We start from the raw sequence: 23,005 nt of genomic DNA on the forward strand, positions 1-23,005 counted from the left end.
TGGCGTCCCCTAGGGGACTCGAACCCCTGTTACCGCCGTGAAAGGGCGGTGTCCTAGGCCACTAGACGAAGGGGACGCGGCCCGGAACTTACAACAGCTTTGACGCTTTCTTCCGGCTTCTTTCGCTTTGCCTTTCGGGCATCGCGTCGAAGTGGCGCGCATTCTAGGGAGCCATTCGACAGCCGTCAACCCTCTATCAAAAACTTTTCAAAATCAAAGACTTCAGGCCAAAACATGACGCAGAGCTATGAGGGGACAAGCCAAGCCACTACACTCCGGCGAAACGCTCAATCCACGGGAGCTGTAAGAAGATGTCCCCACTCCTGATCACCCTGGTGGTAATAGCCGGCATCGTTCTGCTGCTGGTCATCGGCTATGCCAACCATGTGGTGGAAAACAGCAAGCTGGAGAAGGCCCGCCAGCGCGCCGACCTCCAGGACCGCTTGCGCCGCTGCGCCGACCTGTCCGAATCCCTGCCCGGCCAGTTCATGACGCCCGAGCTGAAGCTCACCCTCACCCGCCTGCAATTGCTGTTCTGCGAACGCCTTCTACCCCTGGATAAAGGCAATGCACAACTGAAGGTGCAGATAGAAGAGCTGCGCGGCCTGGTGAACCTGGGCGAAGGCATGCCGATCCGCAATGCGCCGATCAAGGTGCTCAACGAAGCCCAGGCCAAGGAAGTACGCTTCCAGCTGGAGTCCCTGCACGGCCAGCTCACCCGCTCGGCGAAGGACGGCTACCTGCCGGTGGCCGATGCCAAGCGCTGGGTCAACGACATCCGCGGCATGCTGGTTCAGCTGCACATCGAGTTCTTCACCAATATCGGCGCCCAGGCCCTGCATGACGGCCAGCCGCGCCAGGCCCGCCTGGCCTTCGAGCGCGGCGTGCAGTACCTGCAGAAGCAGCCCGATCCGGCCCGCTACAAGACCCAGCTGCAGGCCCTGCAAGCGCAGCTGGCCCGTGCCGATGCCCTCTCCCTCGACAAGAAGCCTGCCCCCGAAGAGCCAAGCGAACTCACCGCCGGCCTCGACCAGCTGGACGACGAGGACATGTGGAAGAAGAAGAACATCTACGACTGATCCGCACCCCGCCCTGCTCAGACGAGGACAACAACGATGAGCATCACCCTGTACGGCGCACCCCTGTCCCCTTTCGTGCGCAAGGTTCGCCTGTGCCTGCTGGAGAAGGCGCTGGACTACCAGCTGGAGATCATCACCCCGTTCGGCCAACCGGCCTGGTACCGGGAACTGAACCCGCTGGGCCGCATTCCCGCGCTGCGTGATGGCGACTTCACCCTCGCCGACTCCAGCGTGATCGGCCAGTACCTGGAAGAGAAACATCCGGAGCTTATGCCGCTCTACGGCACCGATGCGCAGCAGAGCGCGCGCATCCGCTGGCTGGAGAAGTACGCCGACTACGAGCTCGCCCCGCTCACCACCTTCACGGTGTTCCGCAACCGGGTGCTCAAGCCCACCATGGGCAAACCGTCGGACGAGGAAGCGATAAAGGCAGCGCTCCTGGACAAGCTGCCGCCGCACTTCGACTACCTGGAAAAGACCCTGGGCAATGCGGACTACTTCGTAGGCGAAGGCCCGACCATGGCGGACCTGGCCCTGTGCTGCCAACTGATCAACATGGAACACGGCGGCGAAACCATCGACGCCAGTCGCTGGCCGGCGCTGGCTGCCCACTACCAGCGCATCCGCGCCCGGGAGTCGGTCCAGGCCGTGCTGCCGGGTGAGCAACGCATGATCGACAAGCTCTCCGGCAAGGCCTGATCCCAGCCCCACCGATCCCGGCACCGCCATGGTGCCGGGATGTTCCCTCAGCAGTCGGTCAACCGCAGGAAGATCGACGCCAGGTTCTCGATGCCCGCCTGGTCCGCCTCGCTGAAACGCCCGACGCTCGGGCTGTCCAGATCCAGCACCCCGATCAGCACGCCGTTCTTCACCAGCGGAACCACCAGCTCGCTGTTGGAGGCACTGTCGCAGGCGATATGGCCGGGGAAGGCATGCACATCTTCCACACGCTGGGTCGCGCGAGTGCGGGCAGCCGCCCCGCAAACGCCCTTGTCGAAGGGAATCCGTACGCAGGCGACCTTGCCCTGGAACGGCCCGAGCACCAGTTGCTCATTCTTGTTGAGGTAGAAGCCGGCCCAGTTCAGGTCGGGCAGCTCATTGAACAGGAACGCCGCGAACTGCGAGGCATTGGCGATGAAATCACGCTCGTCGGCCAGCAGGGATTCCAGTTGCGCCGCCAGCAGCGCGTAGCCGTCGAGGCCGGCACCGGCGGTTTTCAGATCGATCATCAAGCAGTCTCCAGCAGCGCCCGGCCAACCCATTGGCGGGCGAATTGATAGGCACAACGGCCGTTACGGTTGCCGCGCCCGAGGGCCCAGCGGATGGCTTCCTTCTCCAGGGTTTCATCCCAGGTCCACTCCAGCCCGGCGGTAGCGGCCAGGGAGCTGATCCAGTGGCGCACCACCGCCAGGAAGTGTTCCTGGGTAAAGGGATAGAAGGAGAGCCAGAGGCCGAAGCGGTCGGACAGCGCGATCTTGTCCTCCACCGCTTCGTTGGGGTGGAGTTCGCCGTCCACCATCTTCCAGTTCTCGTTGTCGCTCTGCTTCTCCGGCACCAGGTGGCGGCGGTTGGACGTGGCATAGAGCAGCACATTGTCCGGCGCCCGTTCCAGGGAGCCATCGAGCACGCTCTTGAGCACCCGGTAGTCGCCCTCGCCCGCCTCGAACGAGAGGTCGTCGCAGAACAGTACGAAGCGTTGCGGCAGCCCGGCAAGCAGCTCCACCACACGGGGCAGGTCGGCCAGGTGGTCACGTTCGATCTCCACCAGGCGCAGCCCTTCCCCGGCATGAGCGGCGAGCAGCGCCCGGACCAGCGAAGACTTGCCCGTGCCCCGCGCGCCCCACAACAGGGCATGGTTGGCCGGCAGGCCGTCGACGAACTGGCGGGTGTTGCGCGCCAGGGTGTCCCGCTGCGGGTCCACGCCGATCAGGTCGTCGAGATCCAGGTCCAGGCTCACCTCCAGCGGCTGCAGGAAGCCGCTGCGCCCGTCGCGGTGCCAGCGCGCCGCCAGGCAACGTTCCCAGTCGATGACCGGGCGCTCCGCCGGCAGCAGCGGCTCCAGGCGGGCCAGCACCGCGTCGGCGCGTTCGAGGAAGTCGAGCAATCGGGAATCCACGTTCCAACTCCTTGTAATAAGGCACAGCCGGATGGCCGAAAGGTGGGATAGGCTATGCTTGGCAAGCCCACGGAACAAGGCCGAATCACCCCCAATGGATATCCCGCTGACCCAACGCCTGTCGTTCAAGCAGGCCAGCCTCACCGTGCTGGTGGCCTTCATCCTCGGAACACTGCTCAGCATCATCCAGGTCGGCATCGACTACGCCAGCGAGAACGCCTCGCTGGACAGGGAAATCCGCGCCCTGCTGGAAATCAGCCACAACCCTGCTGCCCGCATCGCCTACAACATCGACGCCGAACTGGCCCAGGAGCTGGTGGCCGGGCTGCTGCGCTCGCCAGCGGTGATCCGCGCCGAGATCATCGACAACAGCGGCACCGTGCTGGCCAGCGTCGCTCGCCCCGCTGCGCGCAGCGACTACCGGGTGTTCAGCGACTTCCTCTTTGGCGCCCGCCGCGAATTCCAGGACCCGCTGTTCATCACCCACGCCCCCGAGGAAGCGCTGGGCCTGCTGCGCCTGGAGGTGGACACCTTCGCCTTCGGCAATCACTTCCTGCGGCGCTCCATGCTGACCCTGGTGTCCGGCTTCGTGCGCAGCCTGTTGCTGTCGCTGATCCTGCTGGTGCTGTTCTACAGCATGCTGACCAAGCCCCTGGTGGGGCTGATCCGTGGGCTCAGCGAGCGGGATACCCGCTCCCCCGGCGAGAACCGCCTGCCCTACCCACCCGGCCACGAGCATGACGAGATCGGTGTGCTGGTGGATGTGATCAACCGCCAGTTGGCCAGCCTGATGGCCGAGATGGGCCAGCGCCGGGACGCAGAGGACCGCCTCACGCAGTACCTGGCCGAACTGGAGAACATCGTCTCGGCCCGTACCGCCGAGCTGAAGGCCACCAACCGCCGCCTCAGCCAGTCCAACGCCGAGCTGGAAATGGCCCGCGCCAGCGCCCTGGAGACCGCCCAGGCCCGCGCCGCCTTCCTGGCCAACATGAGCCACGAGATCCGCACCCCGCTCAACGGCCTGCTGGGCATGCTCTCGCTCACCCTCGACGGCCCCCTGAGCCCCGAGCAACGCCAGCAGCTGACCATCGCCCACGACTCCGGCAGCGTGCTGGTGGAGTTGCTCAACGACATCCTCGACCTGTCCAAGTTCGAAGCCGGCCAGCTGGAGCTGGAGGCCATCCCCTTCGACCTCGGCGTGCTGGTGGAGGACACCGCCAGCCTGCTCTCGCAGAACGCCGCGCCCGGCGTGGAACTGAGCTGCCTGGTGGACCCGCGCTTGCCCTCCCTGGTGATGGGCGACCCGACGCGTGTGCGGCAGATCGTCAGCAACCTGCTATCCAACGCCCTCAAGTTCACCCGTGTCGGCCGGGTGGACCTGCGGGTCACGCCGGCTGGCGACCAGGGTGTGGTGATCAGCGTGCGGGACACCGGCATCGGCATCTCCGCCGAAGCCCTGCCGAAGCTGTTCCAACCCTTCGCCCAGGGCGGCGCGGGGATCGCCCGGCAATTCGGTGGCACCGGCCTCGGGCTGGCGCTCACCCGCCGCCTCTGCGAAGCCATGGAGGGCCGCCTCCAGGTGCATTCCGAAGAAGGCCTCGGCAGCCAGTTCAGCGCAGAACTGCCCCTGTTCACGGACACCCCCGCCATGCTGCCGCCTCCCCTCAAGGGACGCGTCCTGGCCCTGTGCTCTGCCGGCAGCGGCCTGTCGGACCTGCTCAAGGTCTGGCTGCCGATCTGGGGCATCCACTATGAGCGACGCAACACCGACGCTTCCTTGGACGACGGCCCGTGGGACCAGGTGATCACCGACGCCCCCGAGCAGTTGCCCCGCCTGCGCGAGGCCGGTCCGACGCCGATCCTGCTGGTCACCGGCTACGGCAGCTTCCTGCCCGCCGAGCGCGCCGCGCCGCTGGCCCCGCTGCAGCAGTTGGCCCGTCCGATCTCGCGCTCCACCCTGTACCAGGCCCTGCATCGCAGCCTGCACCCCCAAGAGCACACCGCCCAACCCAGCAGCGAGCAACGGCCGCGCCCGCACCACTCTGCGCGCGTGCTGCTGGTGGAAGACAACGCGGTGAATCAGTTGGTAGCCAAGGGCATGCTCAGCAAGCTCGGCTGCGAGGTGCTGGTGGCCAGCCACGGCGGCGAAGCGCTGGAAGTGCTGGCGAGGGAGCCGGTGGAGTTGGTGCTGATGGACTGCAACATGCCGATCATGGACGGCTACGAAGCCACCCGGCGCATTCGCCAGAGCGGCCAGTGGCCCGGCCTGCCCATCGTCGCGCTGACGGCCAACGCCCTGCCGGACGAGCGCGAACGCTGCCGCGCCGCCGGCATGGACGACTACCTGGCCAAGCCGTTCCGCCGGGAAGACCTGGTGACCCTGCTGGACAACTGGCTGCCGGCTACCCAGCCAACCCGCTGAAGCGCTCCAGCAGCTCGGAGAGCCGCGCGCGCAGCTCGACCATCTCGTCCAGGTCCAGCCCGCTGTCGCAGATCAGTTGCGCGCGCAGCGCCGCCGTCTCGTCACGCAGGGCCAGCCCCGAGGGGGTGAGCGCCAGGTGCACCTCGCGCTCGTCCTGGGCCGCCCGGCGCCGCTGCACATGACCCAGCTGCTCCAGGCGCTTGAGCAAGGGCGTCAGGGTGCCGGAATCCAGCATCAGCCGCTCTCCCAGGGCCTTCACCGTGGGCTGCTCGGGCGGCCGTGCCTGCCACTCCCAGAGCACCAGCATCGCCAGGTACTGCGGGTAGGTCAGTCCCAGGCGTTCCAGCAACGGCCGGTAGCCCCGGATCACCAGGCGGGAGGCGGCATAGAGCTTGAAGCAGAGCTGGTTCTCCAGCAGCAGGTCCGCCTCGGACGGTGACGACAACGGCTTCATTTCAGCAGCGCTTCGATCTCGGCGGTGAGTTCCTCGGGCTTGGTGGTGGGCGCGAAGCGCTTGACCTCACGACCCTCGCCGTCGATCAGGAACTTGGTGAAGTTCCATTTGATGCCCTGGCTGCCCAGCAGGCCCGGAGCCCGCTTCTTCAGCGCGACGTAGAGCGGGTGGGCCCCCGCGCCGTTGACTTCGATCTTGCGGAACAGCGGGAAGGTCACGCCGAAGTTCAGCTCGCAGAACTCCGAGATCGCCCCTTCGTCACCCGGCTCCTGCTTGCCGAACTGGTTGCAGGGGAAGCCCAGCACCACTAGGCCCTTGTCGCGGTATTGCTGCCAGATCGCCTCCAGCCCCTTGTACTGGGGGGTGAAGCCGCACTTGCTGGCGGTGTTGACCACCAGCAGCGCCTTGCCGCCGAAGTCCGCCAGGGTCTTCTGTTCGCCCTTGATGGTGGTGACGGGAATGTCGAGAAGCCGATCGCTCATGGTGCGTGCCTCAGTTAATGAAGGTCGGGAAGGGAAAGCCGCGACAAAAATAGCGCTCAACTAAATTGCACGCAATTCAATCGAGCAAAAATAAAGCCCGCCAGCGGCGGGCTTTGGCATTCAGTCCCGAGGCACGAGCTTCAGCGCCACGGAATTGATGCAGTAGCGCAGGCCGGTCGGCCTGGGTCCATCGGGGAAGACATGCCCCAGGTGCGCCTCGCAACGGGCACAGCGCACCTCGACGCGGTGCATGCCGTGGCTGAAGTCCTCCAGCTCGGCGATGGCCTGGTCGTTCACCGGCTGGAAGTAGCTGGGCCAGCCGCTGCCGGAGTCGTACTTGGCATCGGAATCGAACAGCGCCGCACCGCAGCAGGCGCAATGGTAGATGCCGGGTGTCTTGGTGCCGTTGTATTCGCCGGTGAAGGGCCGTTCGGTACCCCCCAGGCGGCAGACGTGGAACTGCGCGTCGGTCAGCTCTTCGCGCCAGGCTTCAAGGGGTTTGTCCAGCTTTTCCATAGGGTCACCTCGTTGCGGAAAAAAGCCCGACCCGTACCTTTTCCGGCCATCGGGCCGCACGTATCATGCGTGCCTTCGGGCGCCAGTCTGGCAGCGGCGCTGCCGGCTGCCAAGGTATCCGCCCCTTCCACTGCCCCAGCGGCCGCCCCCGGCGCATCAACACATTCGGGACCCTCAGAACCATGCAGTTCAGCAAATCCAACAAGCTCGCCAACGTCTGCTACGACATTCGCGGGCCGGTGCTCAAGCACGCCAAGCGTCTGGAAGAGGAAGGCCAACGCATCCTCAAGCTGAACATCGGCAACCCGGCCCCCTTCGGCTTCGAAGCGCCGGAGGAAATCCTCCAGGACGTCATCCGCAACCTGCCCACCGCCCAGGGCTACAGCGACTCCAAGGGCCTGTTCAGCGCCCGCAAGGCCGTCATGCAGTACTACCAGCAGAAGCAGGTGGAAGGCGTCGGCATCGAGGACATCTACCTGGGCAACGGCGTCTCCGAGCTGATCGTGATGGCCCTGCAGGCCCTGCTGAACAATGGCGACGAGGTGCTGATCCCGGCCCCCGACTACCCGCTCTGGACCGCCTCCGTGGCCCTGGGTGGCGGCAAGCCGGTGCACTACCTGTGCGACGAGCAGGCCGGCTGGTTCCCGGACATTGCCGACATGAAGGCGAAGATCACCTCCAACACCAAGGCCCTGGTGCTGATCAACCCCAACAACCCCACCGGCGCCGTGTACTCCCGCGAGCTGCTACTGGAGATCGTCGAGCTGGCCCGCCAGCACAACCTGGTGATCTTCTCCGACGAGATCTACGACAAGATCCTCTATGACGAAGCCCAGCACATCTCCACCGCCTCCCTGGCGCCGGACGTGCTCTGCCTGACCTTCAACGGGCTGTCCAAGTCCTACCGCGTGGCCGGCTTCCGCTCCGGCTGGATCGCCATCTCCGGGCCCAAGCACCGCGCCCAGAGCTACATCGAAGGCCTCGACATCCTGGCCAACATGCGCCTGTGCGCCAACGTGCCGAGCCAGCACGCCATCCAGACCGCACTCGGCGGCTACCAGAGCATCAACGACCTGGTCCTGCCCGGCGGCCGCCTGCTGGAGCAGCGCAACCGCGCCTGGGAACTGCTCAACGACATCCCTGGCGTCAGCTGCGTCAAGCCCATGGGCGCGCTCTATGCCTTCCCGCGCATCGATCCGAAGGTCTGCCCGATCCACAACGACGAGAAATTCGTACTCGACCTGCTGCTCTCCGAGAAGCTGCTGATCGTCCAGGGCACTGCCTTCAACTGGCCGTGGCCGGACCACTTCCGCGTGGTCACCCTGCCCCGCGTCGACGACCTCGAGCAGGCCATCGGTCGCATCGGCAACTTCCTCAAGACCTACCGCCAGTAAAAGGAGCACCGCCATGGGCCAGCCCCGCCGCTACCTGCTCACCGGCGCCAGTTCCGGCATCGGCATGGCCCTGGCCCGCGAGCTGGCTGCACGAGGACATGACCTGGCCCTGGCGGCACGCCGGGAGGAAACCCTCCAGCAACTCGCCGAAGAGCTGCGCGCGCACCACGGTCGGAACATCGCCGTGCTGCCCCTCGACGTCACCGACTACGCCGCCTGCCAGGACGCCGTGGGCCTGGCGAAGAACGCCCTGGGCGGGCTCGACGGGCTCATCGCCAACGCCGGCATCGGCCTGGCGGGCAAGGTCGGCACGGGCCGTTTCGAGCGCTTCCAGCAGACCCTGGAGACCAACCTGATCGGCACCGTCGCCTGCCTCGACGCCGCTGCCCAGCTGTTCCGCGAGCAAGGCCATGGCCACCTGGTGGCCGTGGCCTCGGTTGCCGGCAAGCGCGGCCTGCCGGCAACCGCCGGTTATTCGGCGAGCAAGGCCGGGCTGATCAGCTACATGGAAGCCCTCGAACTGGAGCTGTACCGCAGCCCCCTGCGCACCACCCTGCTGCTGCCCGGCTACATCGACACCCCCATCAACCAGGGAGCAGGGCCGCGCCCCTTCCTCATCGACGTGGAGCGCGGCGCCCGGCTGATCGCCCAGCACATCGAGCGCCAGACACGCCGCGCCTACGTGCCCGGCTGGCCCTGGGCGCTGATCGGCCGCCTACTGCCGCTGCTCCCCAACGCGCTGCTGGCGCGAGCACTCTGACCATGGACCTGCAGATCGACGACTTCTACAAGGATTGCGCAGCCGGCATGCTGACGCTCTACCTCGCCTTCCCCCGCAAATCCGCGCTGTACGTGGAGGATCTGATCGGCCACGAGGAGCCGGACGAGTTCGGCCTGCCCAGCAAACGCCACCAGGGCTGCCTGGGCGCCCTGATCTGGTTGGCCGAGGAAGGCTACATCCGCTACGAGAGCACCATCCGCTACGAAGCGCTGGACCAGGCCGTGCTCACGGAGAAGGGCTTCCTGCGCCTGTCACGCAGCATTCCCCATGCGGTCGGCGACGAAGGCGCCCTGCCGCCGAGCGTGCGCCGGGTGCACGGCACCCTCGCCCACCAGCTGCGCGAAGCACTGGCCAGCCGCAACAGCGAACGCATCGCGCGGCTGTCACGCCTGCTGTTCTGCGGCCCCGACGGCGCGGCAGGCGACACAGTTTGAAATAAGGGTTCGGTTGAATCGCCCTCGCCCGAACCTTATATACCCCCGCATATCAAACCGCTTTCCGCCGTGAGGAGACCGCCCCAATCATGATGCGAATTCTGTTGTTCCTGGCCACCAACCTTGCAGTCCTGGTGATTGCCAGCATCACGCTGAAACTGCTGGGGGTAGATCGCTTCACCGGCCAGAACTACGGCAGCCTGCTGGTGTTCTGTGCCGTGTTCGGCTTCGCCGGCTCCCTGGTCTCGCTGTTCATCTCCAAATGGATGGCGAAGATGAGCACCGGTACCGAGATCATCACCCAGCCCCGTACCCGTCACGAGCAGTGGCTGCTGCAGACCGTCGAGGAGCTGTCCCGCCAGGCCGGCATCAAGATGCCCGAGGTGGGTATCTTCCCGGCCTACGAGGCCAACGCCTTCGCCACCGGCTGGAACCGCAACGACGCCCTCGTCGCCGTCAGCCAGGGCCTGCTGGAGCGCTTCTCGCCCGATGAGGTGAAGGCGGTGCTGGCCCACGAGATCGGCCACGTGGCCAACGGCGACATGGTCACCCTGTCCCTGATCCAGGGCGTGGTGAACACCTTCGTGATGTTCTTCGCGCGCATCTTCGGCAACTTCGTCGACAAGGTGATCCTGAAGAACGAAGAAGGCCCCGGCATCGGCTACTTCATCGCCACCATCTTCGCCGAGCTGGTCCTGGGCATCCTCGCCAGCATCATCGTCATGTGGTTCTCGCGCAAACGTGAGTACCGCGCCGACGAAGCCGGCGCACAGCTGGCCGGCACCAACGCCATGATCGGCGCCCTGCAGCGCCTGCGCGCCGAGCAAGGCGTACCGGTGCAGATGCCCGACAGCCTGACCGCCTTCGGCATCAACGGTGGCCTGAAGAACGGCCTGGCCGGCCTGCTGATGAGCCACCCGCCCCTGGAAGACCGCATCGAGGCCCTGCGCCGCCGCGGTTGATCCAACCGAAGCCAACGAAAAGGGCAGCCACTGGCTGCCCTTTTTCATTCGTCATCGCCGAGCCTCAGCCCTTGCGCTGCAAGCGGAACACCGGCTCGTGCAAGGCGTCCAGGCCGCGCGAAGCAAACTTCCAGTTCTTCTCCAGCACGTCTTCCCGCTCCAGCAGCTCCACGCACCAATCCGACTCCAGGCGCGCGCGCACCTCCTCCTCCGGCACCGAGAACGGCGGGCCATCGAGCCGCGACTGCTCGTACTCCAGGGTCACCATCAGCCCCCGGCAACCCGGCGCCAGCAGGCGAGCGAGGTGCGCGACATAGGCTTCGCGCATGGCCGGCGGCAAGGCGATGATCGCTGCCCGGTCATACAGCGCCACGCAATCCCGGGTGTCCTCGGGCGTCAGGGCGAAGAAGTCCCCCTGGAGGATCTCTACCCGCCCCGAACTGAAACGGCGCAACGCGCCGACCTCGCTCACCTCCGGCTCCACGCCCCATTCGGCGAAGAAATCCAGCACCGCCTTCTCTGCCAGCTCCACGCCCAGCACCCGATGGCCTTGGTCAGCGAGCCACAGCAGGTCCAGGCTCTTGCCGCAGAGTGGCACCAGCACCTGCGCATCGGCAGGGAGCGCCAGGGCGTGCCAATGCCGCAGCAGCCAGGGGTTGACCTCATCGAGATGGAACCCGATCTGATTGCTGTGCCAACGTGCCTGCCAGAATGACTCTTCCACCTGATCCTCCTGATGATTCGATAGATACGCGCAGAATTTTATGCTGGAAGTCGATACGTCCAGCGCAGAACATGGCGCCCATCCTAACGGAGGACGCCCCGGATGCTACCCACCCTGTTCATCTCCCACGGTTCCCCCATGCTCGCGCTGGAACCCGGCGCCAGCGGCCCCGCCCTCGCCCGCCTGGCGGCCGAGCTGCCGCGCCCGCGCGCCATCTTGGTGGTGTCCGCGCACTGGGAGAGCCAGGGCCTGAGCCTGACTGGCGCCGCCCACCCCGAGACCTGGCACGACTTCTACGGCTTCCCGCCGGCGCTCTACGCCGTCCAGTACCCCGCCCCCGGCGCACCCGAGCTGGCGCGCGAAGTCCAGGGGCTGCTGAAGGCCGCCGGCCTGGACGCCGCCATCGATGACCAGCGCTCCCTCGACCATGGCGCCTGGGTGCCGCTGTCGCTGATGTACCCGGAAGCGGACATCCCGGTGCTGCAACTGTCCCTGCCCAGCCGCCTCGGCCCGGCCTTCCAGACCCGGGTCGGCCGTGCCCTGGCCGCCCTGCGCGACCAAGGCGTGCTGCTCATCGGCTCCGGCAGCATCACCCACAACCTGCGGGAGCTGGACTGGCACGCGCAGGACGACCACGGCTCCGACTGGGCCCAGGTCTTCCGCGATTGGATGGTCGAGCACCTGGCCCGCGATGACGAAGACGCCCTGCACCACTACCGCACCCAGGCGCCCAATGCAGTGCGCAGCCACCCCAGCGACGAGCACCTGCTGCCGCTGTACTTCGCACGCGGAGCCGGCGGCGCATTCAGCCTGGCCCACAGCGGCTTCACCCTCGGTGCACTGGGCATGGACATCTACCGCTTCGGCTGAAGCACACCGCCATGAAAAAACCGCTGCCGGATCGCTCCGGCAGCGGTTTTTTCATTCAGCCAGCCCCCGGAAAGGAGACCGGGCACCTCAGTCGTTGCTGGGCTTGCCCACGGCCTGCAGCACGTACTGCGGCAGCGCGAAGGCGCCCAGGTGAACCTCGGGGTTGTAGTAGCGGGTCACGATGCCGCTGCCGGCGAAGCGCTGGCGCAGCACCTCCAGGGAGACCTTGCGGGTATCGCCCTGGGTCGCGCCCCAGGCGAAGGTCATGGCCCCGCCGATGTAGGTGGGCACCGCCGCCTGGTAGAAGTGCCAGTCGGCGAAGAGGCCGTTCATGCGCGACGCAGTGGTCTGCACTTCGGCCAGCTGCATGAAGGGCGTGCCGTTCTGGGTCACCAGGATGCCGCCATCGTTCAGGCAGCGGCGGCAGGCCTGGTAGAAGTTCTCGGAGAACAGCACCTCGCCCGGCCCGATGGGATCGGTGGAGTCGGAGATGATCACGTCGAACTTCTCCTCCGTGGTCGCCACGAAGCGCATGCCGTCGTCGATCACCAGGTTCAGGCGCGGGTCGTCATAGGCGCCCTTGGAGTGGTTGGGCAGGAACTCCTTGCACATGTCCACCACGGTGCCGTCGATCTCCACCATGGTGATGCTCTCGACCGCCTTGTGCTTGCGCACCTCGCGCAGCATGCCGCCGTCGCCACCGCCGATGATCAGCACGCGGCGGGCAGCGCCATGGGCCAGGATCGGCACGTGGGTGAGCATCTCGTGGTAGATGAACTCGTCCGCCTCGGTGGTCTGGATCACACCGTCCAGCGCCATCACGCGGCCCATGCGCGCGTTCTCGAAGATCACCAGGTGCTGGTGCTCGGTGCGGACCTCGTGAAGCAGCTTGTCCATGCGAAAACGCTGGCCGTAGCCGTCATAGAGAGTTTCCTGGTAATCGCTCATGAGCGGTCTCCCGTAGTGGCTGCAGAAGGACGGAACAGCGGCCCGCCCGGAGAAAGGCGCGCATTCTACGACGCTCACCGTGTCAGGTCGAACCGTGGCGACGGCCGATTTTCCCGCGACAGGTCACGCTCTCAGCGGGTATCGTCGCGCCATGCAGACACCCGCCCCTCTCCTGCGCCAGACGCTGCCGTTCCAGCCGCCCTGGCACTGGCACCAGTTCCACGCCCACTTCAGCCTGCGTCGCCTGCCCGGCGTCGAACGGGTGGATGAACACGGCTACACCCGCAGCATCCGCCTGGGTGAGCTGCACAGCTGGTTCCGCGTCACGCCCACGCCCGATGCCCTGTTGCTGGAACTGCCGCACGAGGCCGCAGCGGTCCAGGCGGACATCGCCCTGCGGGTGCGGCGGATGTTCGACCTGGACTGCGACCCCCTCGCCGTTGCCGCCACCCTGGCGCAGGACGAGGTGCTGAAGCCGCTCCTGGAGCGACACACCGGGCTGCGCCTGCCGGTCGCCTTCGACCCGTTCGAACAGGCGGTGCGCACCATCATCGGCCAGCAAGTGACGGTGAAGGCTGCGGTGACCATCGCCGGCCGCCTGGTGGAGCGCCTGGGCGCGCCCCTGCCCGAAAGCCCCGAAGGCCTGCGCCTGTTCCCCACCCCGGCGGCCATCGCCGAAGACGCCCTCCCCGGCATCGGCATGCCCGGCAAGCGGGTCGAGACCCTGCGCCGACTGGCCGCCGCCGTGGCATCGGGCGAGCTGGAACTGAGCCTGGCGGACGGCGTCGAAGCCTTCCAGGCGCGGCTCTGTGCCCTGCCCGGCATCGGCCCCTGGACGGCCCAGTACATTGCCCTGCGGGCCTTCGGCGACGCGGATGCCTTCCCCACGGCCGACCTGGGCCTGCTCAAATCCCCCCTCTGGGGTGCCGGCGGCATCAGCCCACGCCAGCTCGCCGAACGCGCCGAGCGCTGGCGACCGTGGCGCGCCTATGCTGCCGTGTACCTCTGGCACAGCTACGCAACGGAGACCTGACGTGTACTTCCGCCACCACCCCAGCCCCATCGGAACCCTGCTGCTGGCCGGCGACGAGGAAGGGCTGCGCATGCTGCACATGGACAGCGCCACGCCCTGGACACTGGACCCGACCTGGCAGCCCGCGACGCGCGAGCTGGACGACGCCTGCCGGCAGCTGGACGCCTACTTCGCCGGCAAGCGCACGCGCTTCGAACTGAAGCTGGCGCCACGCGGCACACCCTTCCAGCAGGACGTGTGGCGTGCCCTGCAGGCGATCCCCCACGGCCAGACCACCCACTACGCCGCCCTCGCCCAGGAGATCGGCCGCCCCCGGGCCGTGCGCGCCGTTGGCGCCGCCAATGGCGCCAACCCCATCGCCATCATCATTCCGTGCCATCGGGTGATCGGCCGCGACGGCAGCCTCACCGGCTTTGCCGGCGGACTGGAGCGCAAGGCCATCCTGCTGCGTCTCGAAGGCGCCCAGCTGCAGCCGGCCCAGGACCAGCTGCAACTCATCTGACTCAGTGCGGCGCGGGCACCCGCGCCAGCACCCGAGGCGGCTCGCCGATCGGCATCGCCACGATCACCGCCTCGCCCGGAACCGGCGTGATGCCGGCCAGCGCGCCGATGTTCACCCCGTGGGTCACCAGCACCAGCGGCAGGCCCCGTGGCAGTTGGCTGACACGCTGGCGCAAGCGCTTCGCAGCGGCCAGGTCACCGTCGAAGTAATCCAGCGCGTCCAGGGTCTCCACCGCGCCAAGCCCCAGCTCCAGGGCCGTCTCCTGGGTGCGGCACCAGCGCCCGGCATAGATGCGCGGCCCCTCGATCCAATGGCGGCGCAGCAGCTGGCCCCATTGCTGGGCCTCGCGCCGGCCCTGGGCATCGAGGTTGCGCTGGGTCCGGCAGTCCTGCAGCTGGAAGCCCGCCGGATCGCCCGCGCCCGGCGCATTGGCATTGCGCAGCAACAGGGCGGCCTGGCCGCTGCGCAGCGCTGCCCAGGCGTCATCCTGGGGTTCGGCCTGGGCCGCCAGGCAGCCCAGGGCCAGCAGGGCGCCCACCCAGGCGCGTAGCCCGCGGCTCACAAGCGCACATCGCCACGAGGGCCGGCGATGGCCCAGATGATCAGGCCGAGCACCGGCAGCAGCACGATCAGCAGGATCCACAGCACCTTCATGCCGATCTCGGCATTGCTCTTGATGACATTGAGGATGGCCCAGATATCCAGGGCCAGGATGACCAGACCGGCCAGGCTGTTGAGCAGCGAACCCATGACAACGCTCCTGTTGGGGGGAAAGACGGATCAGGCAGCGCCCGGGCGCCGCCTGCGCGGGCCCATCCAGGCCCAGTTGAACAGCCCGAGCACGGGGAACAGCACCAGCAGCGCCACCCACAGCCAGCGCAGCTGGCGCGGTACGTTGCTGGTCACCACGTTGTACAGCGCCCAGGCCGTCAGCAGCAGGTAAAGTGCGCCCAGCCCGCCGTAGAAAGCAATTGCCGCTCCGCTCATGGCGTCCTCCCATGCACAGGATTGTGACGGGGGCATCGCGCCCCTGCCGCCTCAGGTGAACAGCTGGTTGGGCAGATGGCGGCGGACAAGGTTCCGTCCATCGGCGGATGCCCTACAATCTCCCACCCGCCGCCATCAGGATGTTTCCGTGCTCAAGGCCCTGCGCTTCCACCTCAACCAGCTTGCCTGGCTTGGCCTGGTCACCATCGTGCTCGGCCAGTTCGGTCGCTTCCACTGGGTGCTGGAGCTGTTCAGCCATTTCGCCCCGCTGCAGGCCGGCCTGATGCTGGTAGGGGCCTTTGCCAACCCGCGCAATGCCTCGTCACTGCTGTTCGTCCTCGCGGGCGCCGGGGTGATCGGCTGGGGCCTCACCCCCTGGCCGCACGACGCGCCGGGCAGTACCGGCCAGGAGCGCCGGGTGATGGCCTACAACCTGCGCCTGGACAACCCCCGCGCCGACGCTGAGGCCGCCTGGCTCAACGCGCTGCCGGCCGATGCCCTGTTCCTCACCGAAGCCACCCCCGCCTGGGGCGAACGCCTGGCCCCACTGAAAGCCCGGGAAGCCTGCGCCCGCTACCAGGACGGCCCGTTCGGCCTGGCGCTGTTCACCCGCCAACCGGTGCGCCGCTGCCAGGTGCTGGAGCCACGCGGCCTGGCTGCCTACCCCTACATCCGCGCCGAACTGGATGACGGCACCGTGCTCTACGGCATCCACCCGCCGCCGCCCCTGGGGCCGGAACTGGCGGCAGCCCGGGACGAAAGCCTGCGCCAGCTGGCCGAGCAGATCGCCCTGGAAGGTCGTGAAGTGGTGGTGATGGGGGACTTCAACAGCACGGCGTTCTCACCGCGCCTGCAGGACTTCCTGGCCGATGCCGGCCTGCGCCTCACCGCCCAGCGCGTGCGCCCCACCTGGTGGCCGGGGCTGCTGGGCGTGGACCTGATCCTGCTGCGCAGCGACCGCACGGTGAAGGCGGTGGGCGCCCTGCCCTGGCAAGGCTCCGACCACCGCGCGGTGTGGCTGGACTACTGACGAGAGGGTCGACTCAGGTGTGTGCCGGGTCGATCACCGCAAAGCTGGCCACGGTCGGATGCCCGGCCAGCTCGCCGCCCTCGCGGGCCAGGCCGATGGTGGGCAGGCCGGCTTCGCGCGCCGCGTCCAGTTCCTGCACCACGTCGGAGAGGAACAGCACCTCCTCCGCCGGCAGCCCGATGGCCTCGACGATACGGCGGTAGGACCCGGCCTCCCGCTTGGGGCCGCTGGTGGTGTCGAAGTAGCCGGAGAACAGCGGGCTCAGGTCACCCGCTTCGGAACAGCCGAAGATCAGCTTCTGCGCCTGGATCGAACCCGAGGAGTAGACGTACAGCCGATAGCCCTCGGCGCGCCAGCGGCGCAGCGCCTCGACCGCATCCGGGTAGACATGGCCCTTGAGCTGCCCGGCCCGGTAGCCCTGCTCCCAGACCATGCCTTGCAGCGCCTTGAGCGGCGTGGCCTTGCGGTCTTCGGCAATCCATTCCAGCAAGATCGCCACCACACGCTCGACGCTGGCCTCGGGCTCGCCGCTCTCGCGACGTACCGCTTCCACCTGCTCCGCTACGGCCGGCTCGGTGGCGTGCTCGCTGACGAAGCCCGGCAGGTGGCGGGCGGCATAGGGGAACAGCACCTCGAAGACGAAGCTCACGGCACTGGTGGTGCCTTCGATGTCGGTGAGGATGGCCTTGATGGGCATGCAGACTCCGGTATTTCGATATTCACAGGACCCGGCGCAATCGCAGGGATGGATGGACGCAGACAGGCGTATCAGGCGGGTATACCGGGTGGGCGTAGGGTGGGCTTCAGCCCACCACGCTCCCTGCCCCGTCTATGGCCTCAATCCTCCAACTGCGGAAAGCGCCTGGCGATGTCGTCCCCGGTGAACTGGGCCACCCAGCCCTCGGGGTTGTTGAACAGGCGGATGGCGACGAAGTGCGGCTCCTCGCCCATGTCGAACCAGTGGCGGGTGCCGGCAGGCACCGAGATCAGGTCGTTCTTCTCGCACCGCACGGCGTAGACGTAGTCGTCGATGTGCAGGGTGAACAGGCCGCGCCCGGCGACGAAGAAGCGCACCTCGTCCTCGGCGTGGCGGTGCTCGTCGAGGAACTTGGCACGCAGCTCGGCCTTCTGCGGGTGGCTGCGATCGAGGCTGACCACGTCCACCGTCACGTAGCCGCGCTCCTTCATCAACGCGTCGATCTGCGGGCGGTAGGCGGCGATCACCTCGTCCTGGCTCGCCCCCGGGGTCAGCGGCGCGCTGGCCTGCCAGCGCTCGAAGCGCACGCCCACGGCCGCAAGGGTGGAGGCGATGTCGTCGACATGGGTCAGCACCTTGTTCGGCAGGTCGGGGCTGGACTCGTGGTAAACGGAAAGGCTGCTCATCGGTGTACTCCTGGTCGCCGGCTCCGGCTCTGCTGGCCGGTTGCACGGGCGGTCTGGGTCAAGGCTCCCTCGGCGGAGGGTGGCGTCAGCGGGCCTGCAGGGCGCGAACCTTCAGCTCGCACTCGAACAGGAATTCGAAGGCTTCGACCTGGCGCAGGGCGTCGCTCATGCGCGGGCCCCAGGTGTAGAGGCCGTGGCCACGGATCAGGTAGCCGACGCACTCGGGGTGCGCGTCCAGCCAGGGCTGGACCTTGGCTGCCAGGCGGGCGATGTCCTGGTCGTTGTCGAAGATCGGCACTTCCACCTGGCTTTCATGGGTAGTCACGCCGCTGAAGGCCTTCTGCAGTTCGTAGTCGGCGAACACCAGCGAGTCGCTAAGGGTCAGCCGCGAGAGGACGGTGGCGTTCACCGAGTGGGTGTGCAGCACGGCACCGATCCCGGGCTGCCAGCGGTACAGCTGGGTGTGCAGCAGGGTCTCGGCGGAGGGTTTCTTGCCCGGCTCCAGGCTGATGCCGTCGAGGTCGGTGGCCAGCACGTCGTCCTCGCCGAGCTGGCCCTTGTGCTTGCCGGAAACGGTCAGCAGCGCCTGGTCGGCCGACAGCCGCGCCGAGTAGTTGCTGCTGGTGGCCGGGGACCAGCCGCGACCATAGAGGAAGCGGCCGGCCTCGATGATTTCACGGGTGAGTGTTTCGCGGTTCATGCCCGCTCCTCTTTCAATTGAGTGGCAATGATAACGGCAGCAGCCATGGCGGCCAGGCTGGCGATGACGAAGGTCCAGGAAGCGCCCAGGCTGTTCCAGCTGTAACCGGAGTACAGGGCCCCGAGCGCGCCGCCGGTGCCGGCGAGTGCTGCGTAGAGCGCCTGGCCCTGGCCTTGCTGCTGCGGGCCGAACCGGCGTTGCACGAAATGGATGGCCGCCGCATGGAAGCTGCCGAAGGTCGCCGCATGGAGCACCTGGGCGAACAGCAGCACCGCGAGGTTGTCGGCGAGATGCCCCAGCAGCAGCCAGCGCAACGCCGCGAGCAGGAAGCTCGCGGCCAGCACCTGGCGAACCGGGAAGCGCGAGAGGATGCGCGCCATCACCAGGAACATCAAGACCTCCGCCACCACGCCCAGCGCCCACAGCTGGCCGATGAAGCCGCGCGGGTAACCGAGGCTTTGCAGGTAGATGGTCTGGAAGGTGTAGTACGGGCCGTGGGACAGCTGCATCAACCCGACGCACAGGTAGAACGCCAGCACGCCGGGTTGCCGCAGTTGGTCGAGGAAGCCGCCGCGGGCGCCTCCCTCCCGGGCCACCGGCGTGGCATTGGGCACCCACCAGCTGCTGAGCACGATGCCGGCCATGATGACCACCAGCGCCATCGGGTAGACGTCCAGGCTGAACACCTCGAACGCCTTGCCCAGGCCGACCACGGTGAGGATGAAGCCGATGGAGCCCCACAGGCGGATCTGGCTGTAGCGCGCGGCCTGCTCCCTGAGATGGGCCAGGGTGATCACCTCGAACTGCGGCAGCACCGCGTGCCAGAAGAAAGCGTGCAGGGCCATGATCATCGCCAGCCAGGCGTAGCTCTTGTCGACGAAGATCAGCGCGAAGGTGCACAGGGTGCAGAACGCGCCCAACCGAACGATGGCCAGGCGCCGACCGCTGCGGTCGCCCAGCCAGCCCCAGAGATTGGGCGCCACGCAGCGCATCAGCATGGGGATGGCCACCAGCTCGCCGATGCGCGCGGCGGAAAAGCCCAGGTGGGCGAAGTAGAGCCCGAGGAAGGGCGCCGTGGCGCCCAGCAGGGCGAAGTAGAACAGGTAGAAACCGGACAGCCGCCAGTACGGCAGCGCGCCGCCGGTCACAGTTGGCCGAGCACCGGAGTGGTGACACGCACATCGGCGTTCTGCCCGCGGTGGCGCAGCAGGTGGTCCATCAGCACGATGGCCATCATGGCTTCGGCGATGGGCGTGGCGCGGATGCCGACGCAGGGGTCGTGGCGGCCCTTGGTGATCACGTCCACCGGGTTGCCGTCGACGTCGATGGAGCGACCCGGGGTGGTGATGCTGGAGGTGGGCTTGAGTGCCAGGTGGGCGACGATCGGCTGGCCCGAGGAAAGGCCGCCGAGGATGCCGCCGGCGTTGTTGCTGAGGAAGCCTTCCGGGGTCAGCTCGTCGCGGTGCTCGGTGCCGCGCTGGGCGACGCACGCGAAGCCGGCGCCGATTTCCACGCCCTTCACCGCATTGATGCTCATCAGCGCGTGGGCGAGCTCCGCGTCCAGGCGGTCGAAGATCGGCTCGCCCAGGCCCGGCGGCACGCCTTCGGCGACGACGGTGATCTTGGCGCCGACGGAATCCTGGTCACGGCGCAGCTGGTCCATGTAGGCCTCCAGCTCCGGCACCTTGTCCGGATCGGGGCTGAAGAAGGCGTTCTGCTCCACCGAGTCCCAGGTCTTGAAGGGGATCTCGATCGGGCCGAGCTGGCTCATGTAGCCGCGGATGCGGATGCCCTGCCCGGCCAGCCACTTCTTGGCGATGGCGCCGGCGGCGACGCGCATGGCGGTCTCGCGCGCCGAGGAACGGCCGCCGCCGCGGTAGTCGCGGACGCCGTACTTGTGGTGGTAGGTGTAGTCGGCGTGGGCCGGGCGGAACAGGTCCTTGATCGCCGAGTAGTCCTTGGACTTCTGGTCGGTGTTGCGGATCAGCAGGCCGATGGAGCAGCCGGTGGTGCGGCCTTCGAAGACGCCGGAGAGGATTTCCACCTCGTCGGCCTCCTGGCGCTGGGTGGTGTGGCGGCTGGTGCCCGGCTTGCGGCGGTCAAGGTCACGCTGCAGGTCCTCCAGGGAAAGCTCCAGCCCGGGCGGGCAGCCGTCGACGATGGCGACCAGCGCCGGGCCGTGGCTTTCGCCAGCCGTGGTGACGGTGAACAGCTTGCCGTAGGTGTTGCCGGACATGCACAGTGCTCCGCTGAAATGGGCCTCGAAGAAAGGCCGAGGAGTATACCTGCGGCGCCCGACCAGTTCACCCACGAACCTTGCGCCGGTGCCGGCATCCAAGCCTGGCACTCCCACACGGATTCCCCCATGCCCCGACTGCTGTACACCCTGCTCGCCCCGCTGCTCTGCAGCCTGCTCCCACCCGCCACCGGCTTCGCCGCCCAGACCGTGTTGCAGCGCCCCATGGACCTGGACACCGGCACCGGCGTGCTCCACGGCACCCTGCTGCTGCCCGGTGGCGAGGGGCCGGCCCCCGTCGCGTTGCTGGTGGCCGGCTCCGGCCCTACCGACCGCAACGGCAACAACCCCATGGGCGGGCGCAACGACAGCCTGAAGAAGCTCGCCGAGCTGCTGGCCCGCAACGGCATCGCCAGCCTGCGCTTCGACAAGCGTGGCATTGCCGCCAGCCACGACGCCGGGCCGGACGAACGCCAGCTGAGCCTGGACGGCTACGTGGACGACGCCGTCGCCTGGGCACGCCAGCTCAGGGCCGACCCCCGGTTTTCCAGGCTGATCCTGATCGGACACAGCGAAGGGGCGCTGATCGCCAGCCTGGCCGCGCCACGTACCGAGGCCGCCGCCCTGGTGGTGATCGCCGGCAGCGGCCGGCCCTTCGACCAGTTGCTGGTGGAACAGCTACGCCAGCGCCTGCCGCCTCCGCTCCTGGCACGGAGCGCCGCGATCCTCGCGGCCCTGCGCAACGGCCAGACCGTGGACGAGGTGCCGCCGCCGCTGATGGTGCTGTTTCGACCCAGCGTGCAGCCCTACCTGATCTCGCTGCTGGCCCACGACCCGGTCGAGGCCTTCGCGGCGGTGAAAGTCCCCGCACTGATCCTGCAGGGCAGCCACGACATCCAGGTCGGCGTCGCCGATGCCGAGACCCTGAAGGCCGCGAAGCCCGATGCCGAGCTGGCGGTCATCGGCGGCATGAACCACATCCTGCGCATCACGCCGGCCGGTATCCAGGAGCAGCTGGGCTCCTATAATGCCGCCGAGCTGCCCCTGGCTCGCGAGCTGGGCCAGCACCTGCTGGCGTTCATCGCCGCCCTGCCCTCCAGCCCGCCGCCTGGCGGCCGATAACCGGATCACACCGCGCCCGTAACAGGAAAGCCCGATGAGCGACACCGACACCCAGCCCCCCGAGGCCCTGGACCCCACGCCCGTGGTGGTGCCACCGCATCCCTGGGCCGACCTGGCGCCGGAGGACCACCTGCTGCTGAGGCTGGCGCCGTTGCCCGCCGACGCTGCCACGGGGCCCAGGCCGCTGCGCTTCATCGAGCTGGGCGAGGTGGAACGGCACAGCCCCGACCACAGCCTGCTGGTGCTCAGCCTGCACCTGCCGGGGCAACTCATGCGCAAGGAACAGAACCGCCTGGAGGTCTGGGCCGACCACCGCAGCAAGGAGGTCCGCTTCGGCCCCGACGACGGCCTGCGGCTGGAGCCCCAGAACCGTGGCCTGGGGCGCTTCCTGCTGGCCCGAGGCATCCACTGGGCGCGACGCCAGTGGGCGCACTACCGGGTCGAAGGCGGCGCACTGCCGAACACGCTGGCCGTCTCGGAAGACATTCGCCAGCGCCGCGACCACGTACTCAAGGCCCAGGGATTCGAAGTCACCTACCAGGACCCTCTGCAACTGCACGCCCACTATGGCGCCGGTCGCGTCAGCGAGCTGCTGGATGACTGGAACAAGGAGAAGGTGCAGGTCATCGGCCTGCTAGACGCGGCCAACATGCTGCAGCAGGCCGACCACAACCTGCACCAGCAGGAAATCCAGATCCGCAAGCTGGAGGACCGCGTCGCCGAACTCAAGCGCGACGACAGCGGCCTGCGCTTCACCATCACCTGCCTGGTGGTCTTTGCCGTGTTCCAGGCCGGGCTGCTGATCTGGATCGCCACCCACTGACGGGCAC

28 protein-coding genes and 1 tRNA gene are annotated in these 23,005 nt (G+C 67.7%); 13 read left to right on the top strand and 16 right to left on the bottom strand.

The features are described from left to right. Positions 1 to 76 (bottom strand) — tRNA-Glu (locus BM198_RS27390). Between the two features lie 235 nt (positions 77 to 311). Between BM198_RS27390 and BM198_RS27395 the strand changes: the two genes are divergently transcribed. Together BM198_RS27395 and BM198_RS27400 are read left to right on the top strand one after the other, a co-directional pair. Further along, positions 312 to 1,079, top strand: coding sequence for a hypothetical protein (locus BM198_RS27395; protein ID WP_044399696.1), 768 nt, complete (start codon positions 312 to 314; stop codon positions 1,077 to 1,079). Positions 1,080 to 1,115: 36 nt separating this feature from the next. Continuing rightward, positions 1,116 to 1,778 (top strand): glutathione S-transferase family protein, encoded by a 663-nt coding sequence (locus BM198_RS27400; RefSeq protein ID WP_074973902.1) that lies wholly within the window; start codon positions 1,116 to 1,118, stop codon positions 1,776 to 1,778. A 47-nt stretch (positions 1,779 to 1,825) separates the two neighbouring features. Here BM198_RS27400 and BM198_RS27405 read toward each other — a convergent pair whose 3' ends face one another. Together BM198_RS27405 and BM198_RS27410 are read right to left on the bottom strand one after the other, a co-directional pair. Then, positions 1,826 to 2,308 (bottom strand): GAF domain-containing protein, encoded by a 483-nt coding sequence (locus BM198_RS27405; RefSeq protein ID WP_074973904.1) that lies wholly within the window; start codon positions 2,306 to 2,308, stop codon positions 1,826 to 1,828. Beyond that, on the bottom strand, positions 2,308 to 3,195 hold the full coding sequence (locus BM198_RS27410) for an ATP-binding protein (RefSeq protein ID WP_074973906.1): 888 nt from the start codon (positions 3,193 to 3,195) through the stop codon (positions 2,308 to 2,310). The genes BM198_RS27405 and BM198_RS27410 overlap by 1 nt, the downstream gene beginning before the upstream one ends. Positions 3,196 to 3,289: 94 nt before the next feature. Here BM198_RS27410 and BM198_RS27415 point away from each other — a divergent pair, with 94 nt between their 5' ends. Then, positions 3,290 to 5,617: an ATP-binding protein gene (locus tag BM198_RS27415; RefSeq protein ID WP_074973908.1), complete on the top strand. Its 2,328-nt coding sequence runs from the start codon at positions 3,290 to 3,292 to the stop codon at positions 5,615 to 5,617. On the opposite strand, the gene BM198_RS27420 is transcribed toward BM198_RS27415, so the two are convergent. From BM198_RS27420 to msrB, 3 genes are all read right to left on the bottom strand, one after another. Beyond that, a complete protein-coding gene (locus BM198_RS27420) occupies positions 5,598 to 6,071 on the bottom strand; it encodes a MarR family winged helix-turn-helix transcriptional regulator (RefSeq protein WP_074973910.1) in 474 nt (157 codons plus the stop codon). The two genes, BM198_RS27415 and BM198_RS27420, sit on opposite strands and share 20 nt — an antisense overlap. Continuing rightward, positions 6,068 to 6,553, bottom strand: coding sequence for a glutathione peroxidase (locus tag BM198_RS27425; RefSeq protein ID WP_044399714.1), 486 nt, complete (start codon positions 6,551 to 6,553; stop codon positions 6,068 to 6,070). Before BM198_RS27425 ends, BM198_RS27420 begins: the two co-directional genes overlap by 4 nt. A gap of 120 nt (positions 6,554 to 6,673) precedes the next feature. Further along, complete coding sequence (gene msrB / locus BM198_RS27430; RefSeq protein ID WP_074973912.1) at positions 6,674 to 7,069, bottom strand: peptide-methionine (R)-S-oxide reductase MsrB; 396 nt, start codon at positions 7,067 to 7,069, stop codon at positions 6,674 to 6,676. 182 nt (positions 7,070 to 7,251) lie between these two features. Between msrB and BM198_RS27435 the strand changes: the two genes are divergently transcribed. From BM198_RS27435 to htpX, 4 genes are all read left to right on the top strand, one after another. Next, a complete protein-coding gene (locus BM198_RS27435) occupies positions 7,252 to 8,463 on the top strand; it encodes a pyridoxal phosphate-dependent aminotransferase (RefSeq protein ID WP_074973914.1) in 1,212 nt (403 codons plus the stop codon). 13 nt (positions 8,464 to 8,476) lie between these two features. Further along, on the top strand, positions 8,477 to 9,223 hold the full coding sequence (locus BM198_RS27440; protein WP_074973916.1) for an SDR family NAD(P)-dependent oxidoreductase: 747 nt from the start codon (positions 8,477 to 8,479) through the stop codon (positions 9,221 to 9,223). A gap of 2 nt (positions 9,224 to 9,225) precedes the next feature. Next, positions 9,226 to 9,678, top strand: a complete 453-nt coding sequence (locus BM198_RS27445; protein WP_074973918.1) for a hypothetical protein — start codon at positions 9,226 to 9,228, stop codon at positions 9,676 to 9,678. 89 nt (positions 9,679 to 9,767) lie between these two features. Further along, positions 9,768 to 10,640 (top strand): protease HtpX, encoded by an 873-nt coding sequence (gene htpX / locus BM198_RS27450; protein WP_044399725.1) that lies wholly within the window; start codon positions 9,768 to 9,770, stop codon positions 10,638 to 10,640. Positions 10,641 to 10,704: 64 nt separating this feature from the next. Here htpX and BM198_RS27455 read toward each other — a convergent pair whose 3' ends face one another. Continuing rightward, positions 10,705 to 11,364 (bottom strand): thiopurine S-methyltransferase, encoded by a 660-nt coding sequence (locus tag BM198_RS27455; protein ID WP_074973920.1) that lies wholly within the window; start codon positions 11,362 to 11,364, stop codon positions 10,705 to 10,707. Positions 11,365 to 11,466: 102 nt separating this feature from the next. Between BM198_RS27455 and BM198_RS27460 the strand changes: the two genes are divergently transcribed. Further along, a complete protein-coding gene (locus BM198_RS27460) occupies positions 11,467 to 12,234 on the top strand; it encodes a DODA-type extradiol aromatic ring-opening family dioxygenase (RefSeq protein WP_074973922.1) in 768 nt (255 codons plus the stop codon). A gap of 87 nt (positions 12,235 to 12,321) precedes the next feature. Here BM198_RS27460 and speE read toward each other — a convergent pair whose 3' ends face one another. Continuing rightward, complete coding sequence (gene speE, locus BM198_RS27465; RefSeq protein WP_044399733.1) at positions 12,322 to 13,182, bottom strand: polyamine aminopropyltransferase; 861 nt, start codon at positions 13,180 to 13,182, stop codon at positions 12,322 to 12,324. 151 nt (positions 13,183 to 13,333) lie between these two features. Here speE and BM198_RS27470 point away from each other — a divergent pair, with 151 nt between their 5' ends. Both BM198_RS27470 and BM198_RS27475 read left to right on the top strand, forming a co-directional pair. Then, positions 13,334 to 14,215, top strand: coding sequence for a DNA-3-methyladenine glycosylase family protein (locus tag BM198_RS27470; RefSeq protein ID WP_074973924.1), 882 nt, complete (start codon positions 13,334 to 13,336; stop codon positions 14,213 to 14,215). Continuing rightward, the gene (locus BM198_RS27475; protein WP_202119710.1) at positions 14,172 to 14,717 is read left to right on the top strand and encodes a methylated-DNA--[protein]-cysteine S-methyltransferase; all 546 of its coding nucleotides are present in this window, start codon (positions 14,172 to 14,174) and stop codon (positions 14,715 to 14,717) included. Before BM198_RS27470 ends, BM198_RS27475 begins: the two co-directional genes overlap by 44 nt. A 1-nt stretch (position 14,718) precedes the next feature. Here BM198_RS27475 and BM198_RS27480 read toward each other — a convergent pair whose 3' ends face one another. The 3 genes from BM198_RS27480 to BM198_RS27490 are packed head-to-tail and all read right to left on the bottom strand — an operon-like array spanning position 14,719 to position 15,704. After that, the gene (locus BM198_RS27480) at positions 14,719 to 15,279 is read right to left on the bottom strand and encodes a histidine phosphatase family protein (protein ID WP_074973928.1); all 561 of its coding nucleotides are present in this window, start codon (positions 15,277 to 15,279) and stop codon (positions 14,719 to 14,721) included. Beyond that, positions 15,276 to 15,467, bottom strand: coding sequence for a PLDc N-terminal domain-containing protein (locus tag BM198_RS27485; RefSeq protein ID WP_044399742.1), 192 nt, complete (start codon positions 15,465 to 15,467; stop codon positions 15,276 to 15,278). The genes BM198_RS27480 and BM198_RS27485 overlap by 4 nt, the downstream gene beginning before the upstream one ends. 30 nt (positions 15,468 to 15,497) lie before the next feature. Beyond that, a complete protein-coding gene (locus tag BM198_RS27490) occupies positions 15,498 to 15,704 on the bottom strand; it encodes a PLDc N-terminal domain-containing protein (RefSeq protein ID WP_044399745.1) in 207 nt (68 codons plus the stop codon). 148 nt (positions 15,705 to 15,852) lie between these two features. On the opposite strand from BM198_RS27490, the gene BM198_RS27495 reads away from it, so the two are divergent. After that, the gene (locus BM198_RS27495) at positions 15,853 to 16,734 is read left to right on the top strand and encodes an endonuclease/exonuclease/phosphatase family protein (RefSeq protein WP_074973930.1); all 882 of its coding nucleotides are present in this window, start codon (positions 15,853 to 15,855) and stop codon (positions 16,732 to 16,734) included. Positions 16,735 to 16,747: 13 nt separating this feature from the next. Here the strand turns inward: BM198_RS27495 and mtnC are convergent, their stop codons facing one another. The 5 genes from mtnC to aroC all read right to left on the bottom strand — a co-directional run bounded on the left by mtnC (position 16,748) and on the right by aroC (position 21,053). After that, the gene (mtnC, locus tag BM198_RS27500; protein ID WP_074973932.1) at positions 16,748 to 17,431 is read right to left on the bottom strand and encodes an acireductone synthase; all 684 of its coding nucleotides are present in this window, start codon (positions 17,429 to 17,431) and stop codon (positions 16,748 to 16,750) included. Between the two features lie 140 nt (positions 17,432 to 17,571). Continuing rightward, on the bottom strand, positions 17,572 to 18,117 hold the full coding sequence (locus BM198_RS27505; protein WP_044399754.1) for a 1,2-dihydroxy-3-keto-5-methylthiopentene dioxygenase: 546 nt from the start codon (positions 18,115 to 18,117) through the stop codon (positions 17,572 to 17,574). Between the two features lie 85 nt (positions 18,118 to 18,202). Next, positions 18,203 to 18,817 carry a methylthioribulose 1-phosphate dehydratase gene (locus BM198_RS27510; protein ID WP_069565757.1) on the bottom strand — a complete coding sequence of 205 codons (615 nt, stop codon included), beginning with the start codon at positions 18,815 to 18,817 and terminating at the stop codon, positions 18,203 to 18,205. Beyond that, positions 18,814 to 19,965, bottom strand: a complete 1,152-nt coding sequence (locus BM198_RS27515; protein WP_074973935.1) for an MFS transporter — start codon at positions 19,963 to 19,965, stop codon at positions 18,814 to 18,816. The genes BM198_RS27510 and BM198_RS27515 overlap by 4 nt, the downstream gene beginning before the upstream one ends. Continuing rightward, complete coding sequence (aroC, locus tag BM198_RS27520) at positions 19,962 to 21,053, bottom strand: chorismate synthase (RefSeq protein WP_074973937.1); 1,092 nt, start codon at positions 21,051 to 21,053, stop codon at positions 19,962 to 19,964. Before aroC ends, BM198_RS27515 begins: the two co-directional genes overlap by 4 nt. A gap of 129 nt (positions 21,054 to 21,182) precedes the next feature. Between aroC and BM198_RS27525 the strand changes: the two genes are divergently transcribed. Both BM198_RS27525 and BM198_RS27530 read left to right on the top strand, forming a co-directional pair. Beyond that, the gene (locus tag BM198_RS27525; RefSeq protein ID WP_083422493.1) at positions 21,183 to 22,175 is read left to right on the top strand and encodes an alpha/beta hydrolase; all 993 of its coding nucleotides are present in this window, start codon (positions 21,183 to 21,185) and stop codon (positions 22,173 to 22,175) included. Positions 22,176 to 22,209: 34 nt separating this feature from the next. Continuing rightward, positions 22,210 to 22,998 (top strand): hypothetical protein, encoded by a 789-nt coding sequence (locus BM198_RS27530; protein ID WP_074973939.1) that lies wholly within the window; start codon positions 22,210 to 22,212, stop codon positions 22,996 to 22,998. The last annotated feature ends 7 nt before the right edge of the window (positions 22,999 to 23,005 follow it).

It is taken from the genome of Metapseudomonas otitidis, from assembly GCF_900111835.1.
Classification (GTDB): domain Bacteria; phylum Pseudomonadota; class Gammaproteobacteria; order Pseudomonadales; family Pseudomonadaceae; genus Metapseudomonas; species Metapseudomonas otitidis.